This window comes from Protofrankia sp. CiP1_Cm_nod2 (assembly GCF_920664355.1).
In the GTDB taxonomy this organism is placed as follows: Bacteria; Actinomycetota; Actinomycetes; order Frankiales; family Frankiaceae; genus Protofrankia.
Map to the genome: position 1 here is coordinate 6979 of NZ_CAKKTL010000163.1, position 5219 is coordinate 12197.

Sequence of the window (5219 nt, forward strand, 5' to 3'; positions counted from 1 at the left end):
ACGTCGACGTGGTCACGGGACGGCGGCTGGTCCTCGGCAACGCCGACGTACGCATCTGCTACGCCGTCGCGGGCGCGGCCAGCCCGCTGTACCGCAACGCCATCGGCGACGAGTGCGTGTACGTCGAAGCCGGCGCGGCAACCGTGGAGACGGTCTTCGGCACGCTTGGCGCCCGTCAGGGCGACTACGTGATCCTGCCCCGGGGCGTCATCCACCGCTGGATCCCGGACCCGGCCGCGCCGCTGCGCGTGTACGTCATCGAGGCGGACTCCCCTCTCGCCCCGCCGCCGCGCTACCTGTCCCGGCACGGGCAGTTCCTGGAGCACGCGCCGTACTGCGAGCGGGACCTGCGCCCGCCCGCCGGCCCGCTGCTGGTGACCGGAACCGACGTGGAGGTGCTCGTCAAGCACCGCGGCTCGCGCGGCGCCAACGGCGGCGTCGCCGGGACCCGCTACCGCTGCCCCAGCCATCCGTTCGACGTGGTGGGCTGGGACGGCTGCCTGTACCCCTACACGTTCAACATCGCCGACTTCGAGCCGGTCACCGGACGGGTGCACCAGCCGCCGCCCGTCCACCAGATCCTCGCCGGCCGCAACGTCGTGATCTGCAACTTCGTCCCCCGCAAGGTCGACTACCACCCGCTGGCCGTGCCGGTGCCCTACTACCACTCCAACGTCGACTCCGACGAGGTGATGTTCTACTGCGGCGGGGACTACGCGGCGCGCAGGGGCTCCGGCATCGGGCCGGGCTCGGTCAGCCTGCACCCGGGCGGGCACACGCACGGCCCGCAGCCGGGCGCGGTGGAGCGCTCGCTCGGGGTGGAGTTCGTCGACGAGCTCGCGGTCATGGTCGACACCTTCCGTCCGCTCGAGCTCGGCGAGGGCGCCCTCGCCTGCGATGACGGCCGCTACGCCTGGACCTGGGCGAACGGGGACAGCTGATGACGCCGGACCCTGATGACGCCGGACCCTGATGACGCCGGACCGCTGATGACGCCGGGCACCCCGCCGCCGGCCGGGCCGCTCGACGCCGCCGCGTCCTGGCTCGGGGTGGAGCACGGCGATCCCTTCGGGATACACACGCTGCCCTACGGCAGTTTCACCACACCGGACGCGCCGGGCGCGCGCGTCGGCGTCGCGATCGGCGAGCACATCCTGGACCTGACCGCCGCCGCCGACGCGCTCCTGCCGGAGCACGCCGGGCTGTTCACCGCGGGCAGCCTCGACCGGCTGCTGGCCGCCGGCCCCACCGTGTGGTCACAGGTCCGCTCCCAGGTGCGGCGTTGGCTCGTGGACGGACGGTACCGGCGCGCCGTCGAGCCGCTGCTGCTACCGGCCGCGACGGCGACCCCGCGCCTGCCGTTCACGGTCGCCGACTACGTCGACTTCTACGCCAGCGAACAGCACGCCACCAACCTGGGCCGCATCCTGCGCCCGGACGGCGACCCCCTCACCCCCAACTGGAAGCACCTGCCGATCGGCTACCACGGACGCTCCGGCACGGTCGTCGTCTCCGGGACGCCGGTCGTGCGCCCGCGCGGGCAGCTGCGCGCCCCGGACGGCGAGATCACGTTCGCGCCGACGGCGCGGCTGGACCTCGAGGCCGAGGTCGGCTTCGTCGTCGGCACCCCCTCGCGGCCTGGGCGCCCCGTGCCGCTGGCGGCGGCGGAGCGGCACGTCTTCGGCGCCTGCCTGGTCAACGACTGGTCCGCCCGCGACATCCAGGCCTGGGAGTACGTCCCGCTCGGCCCGTTCCTCGGCAAGGCGTTCGCCACCTCCGTCTCCGCGTGGGTCGTGCCGCTCGACGCGCTGCGGCACGCCCGGGTGCCCGCCCCGCCGCGCGACCCGCGTCCACTGCCCTATCTCGACGACACCGGCGCGCCGCCGGGGGGCTTCGACATCGAGCTCGCGATCTCCCTCAACGGGCACCCGGTCTCCCGGCCGCCGTTCGCCGGCATGTACTGGACGCTGGCCCAGCAGCTCGCCCACCTGACGGCGGGCGGCGCGCCGCTGCGCACCGGTGACCTGCTCGCCTCCGGCACGGTCAGCGGCCCCACCCGCGCGCAGTACGGGTCACTCGTCGAGCTCACCTGGAACGGGACCCAGCCCCTGGCCCTCCCCGACGGCTCGGCCCGCACCTTCCTCAAGGACGGCGACGAGATCGTCATCACCGCCACGGCCCCCGGCCCGCACGCAACCGTCATCGGCCTCGGCGAGGTCCGCGCCCGTATCCTGCCCCCCTGACCGAAGCCGTCGATCAGGGGGAATGAGTACGAAAGTGGCTGCCATGGCAGCCACTTGCTCCCTCATTGTCATGATCCGGCGATCCAGGGACGGCACAACATCGACGGCTGACCGCGCATCGCGCCAGCGCGGGACCCGCCAGCGCTGACCGCTGTCGGCGAAGGCGTGCTGGTGTCTCGACGTGGTAGATCGTCGATCAGTGTTCGGCGGCTGCGTAGGGTGGTGAACGGAACATGCCCCCGTGCGCCAGTCCCATGGAGAGTGACGATCGATGAGCCGCCGGTTCAACACCGCCGGCCCGTGCCGGCCCGGGATCGACTACATGATCCCGGCGGTGTCGCGGCTGCCGGAGGCACCTGGCCTCATCGACCAGGAGGGCTACTTCGTCGTGCACGCCCCCCGGCAGACGGGCAAGACCACGACGTTGCAGGCGCTCGCCGACGAGCTGACCGCTGCCGGCCGGTACGCGGCGCTGCTGTTCTCCTGTGAGACCGGCCGGGCTACCGGCGACGACTACGGCGCGGCGGCCCGTGCCGTTCTCGACCGGATCCGGGCCGACGCCGAGGACATGCTGCCAGCGGACCTGCGCCCACCGCCGTGGCCACAGGCGTCGGAAGGTACCCTCATCGTCGAAGCGTTTCGGGCCTGGGCGCAGGCCTGCCCACGCCCCCTGGTGCTGTTTCTCGACGAGATCGACGCGCTCCAGGGCCAGACGTTGATCAGCGTCCTCAGCCAGCTCCGCGACGGCTACCGCGGCCGCCCCAACCGTTTTCCCGCCTCAGTCGTGCTGTGCGGCCTGCGCGACGTCCGCGACTATAAAGCAGCCTCCGGCGGTGACTCGTCTCGTTTGGGGACGTCCAGCCCGTTCAACATCAAGTTGGAGTCGTTGCGGCTGGGGGACTTCACCCCGGACGAGGTCGCCGCACTCTACGCCCAGCACACCGCGGACACCGGCCAGGTGTTTACTCCGGACGCGGTGGATCGGGCGGTGGAGCTGACCGCTGGCCAGCCGTGGCTGGTCAACGCGCTGGCCCGTGAAATCGTCGAAAAGATCGCCGTCCCCACCTCCGAATCGATCACTGTTGGTCATGTGGAGCAGGCCAAGGAACGGCTGATCCTGGCGCGGGCGACGCATCTGGACTCGCTGGCCGCGAAACTCGCCGAACACCGGGTCCGCCGCGTCCTCGAACCCGTCCTCGCCGGTACCCTGCCCGAACTCGACCCCTACGACGACGACCTCAGCTACACCCGCGACCTCGGCCTGATCACCCCGAAACTCCCCGTCCGCGTCGCCAACCCCATCTACCACGAAGTCATCGCCCGCGTCCTGACCGCCAACAGCGAAGCCCAGGTCCTCGCCGACCCCCGCGCCTTCGTCCGCTCCGACGGAACCCTCGACTTCGGCCTCCTCCTCCGCGAGTTCGCCGACTTCTGGACCGAACACGCCGACGTCCTCGTCCGCGGCATCGTCTACCACGAAGTCGCCCCCCAGCTGGTCTTCATGGCCTTCCTCCAACGCGTCGTCAATGGCGACGGCCATGTCACCCGCGAATACGGTGTCGGCCGTGGCCGCATCGACCTGCACATCCGCTGGCCCTACACGGCATCGGACGGCAAACGCCACTGGCAACGCGAAGCCATCGAACTCAAGGTCCGCCATCCCGGCGACACCGACCCCCTCCGCCGCGCCCTCACCCAACTCGACAGCTACCTTGACCGCCTCAACCTCCCCACCGGCACCATCGTCATCTTCGACCGCCGCCCCGACGCTCCGCCCGTCCACAAACGCACCCACATCGACACCGTCACCAGCCCCGCCGGCCGCGCCATCACCGTCCTACGAGCGTGACGAAGGCCCGCCCAAGAAGCGCTGACGAGAACAGATCGCGCGGCATTCACACGCGGTGCACTGACCTTTTGAGACCGCGTCTTCGGCCTCACCAGGTGGGCGCCCCGGACTTAGGCCGTGCACTTCCGGAAGATCGATTTTGGTCATGAGCTACGAAAACACCAGCTAAGATCAAATTAGCCAGGCAGCTCGGGATAGCGGCCCGGGGTGGTGACGACGAGGCCGGACTGGGTGCAGGCCATCGCGAGCCGGTCGTCGTAGGTCAGCATCTGGTCGGCGTCCAGGAGGAGCGCCGAGGCCAGGTGGATGGCGTCCAGTGACCGGAGTACCGGTGGCCCGACCCGTCGTGCCAGGCTCACCACCTCGGGTGACAGCGGATGCTCGGCTATTCCGGACAGGGCGGCGTCCGCGTGGACGGTCGCGGACGCCGCGTCGGCGCCGAACCGGGCACGTAGCGCACGGGTCACCTCGATCCACGCCAGCGATGACGACACCAGCAGATCGCCGTCCGCATGATGTCTGTCGACCGCCGCGACCAGGGCCGACGAGTCCGCTTCGGCAACCAGTCGTTTGAGGATCGCGCTGCTGTCCAGGTAGATACGCACGCTTCTACAGCCGGTCGTCGCGGTCGAGCAGGTCGAGGCTGGTCGTGCCTTCGGGCAGGGTGAGCGTGGGCGTGACGCGACGATACGGCGTGCGTGGTGGAAGAACGATCCCCGCGGTGAGCAGTGGCTCCCGGGTGCCGAGCGATGCCGGTCCGCCAGCGGCGAGCGTCCTGAGGTGCCGGTCGACAGCCTCGCGAAGGATCTCCTGCTGCGAACGGCCGGACCGGTCCGCCTCGGCGCGTAGCGCGGCCTCGGCCTCGGGACGGAGACGAAGGTTCACAGCCATAATGATGATGGTACACGGCTGGTACCAGAAGATATACCGTCCAGCCGCCCCAAGCCGCCCGCGAGAGGAGATGCCGTGGGCGTGCTGTGAGGGTGTTCCGGATATCCGACGATCGGACACCCGGTCACGTGACGTCTGTCCGCGGTTTCAGCCGCTGCCGGGCCAGAGGGAATATCAGAGGATCTGAATCAGCTACTGTGAATCTCATGCGGGTGATGACGGCTTCCGAGGCTGTC

Annotated in this window: 5 protein-coding genes; 3 read left to right on the forward strand and 2 right to left on the reverse strand. The window is 70.3% G+C overall.

The features are described 5' to 3' along the window. From NBW84_RS17045 to NBW84_RS17055, 3 genes are all read left to right on the forward strand, one after another. Nucleotides 1-941 (forward strand): homogentisate 1,2-dioxygenase domain-containing protein (locus NBW84_RS17045; protein ID WP_250285726.1); only part of this gene is annotated, 941 nt, incomplete at its 5' end. A gap of 48 nt (nt 942-989) precedes the next feature. Beyond that, nucleotides 990-2243: a fumarylacetoacetase gene (gene fahA, locus NBW84_RS17050; RefSeq protein ID WP_250285727.1), complete on the forward strand. Its 1254-nt coding sequence runs from the start codon at nt 990-992 to the stop codon at nt 2241-2243. A 271-nt stretch (nt 2244-2514) separates the two neighbouring features. Further along, complete coding sequence (locus NBW84_RS17055) at nt 2515-4092, forward strand: AAA family ATPase (protein WP_250285728.1); 1578 nt, start codon at nt 2515-2517, stop codon at nt 4090-4092. 176 nt (nt 4093-4268) lie between these two features. On the opposite strand, the gene NBW84_RS17060 is transcribed toward NBW84_RS17055, so the two are convergent. Continuing rightward, entirely contained in the window at nt 4269-4697 is a 429-nt protein-coding gene (locus NBW84_RS17060; protein WP_250285729.1) for a type II toxin-antitoxin system VapC family toxin, read from the reverse strand. Nucleotides 4698-4701: 4 nt separating this feature from the next. Then, entirely contained in the window at nt 4702-4977 is a 276-nt protein-coding gene (locus tag NBW84_RS17065) for a hypothetical protein (protein WP_250285730.1), read from the reverse strand. Nucleotides 4978-5219: the final 242 nt, after the last annotated feature.

What these genes read in the sequence shown, in the direction of transcription:
- NBW84_RS17055 (WP_250285728.1), top strand. Translation starts at nt 2,515, where the DNA reads ATGAGCCGCCGGTTCAACACCGCCGGCCCGTGCCGGCCCGGGATCGAC.
- fahA (WP_250285727.1), top strand. Translation starts at nt 990, where the DNA reads ATGACGCCGGGCACCCCGCCGCCGGCCGGGCCGCTCGACGCCGCCGCG.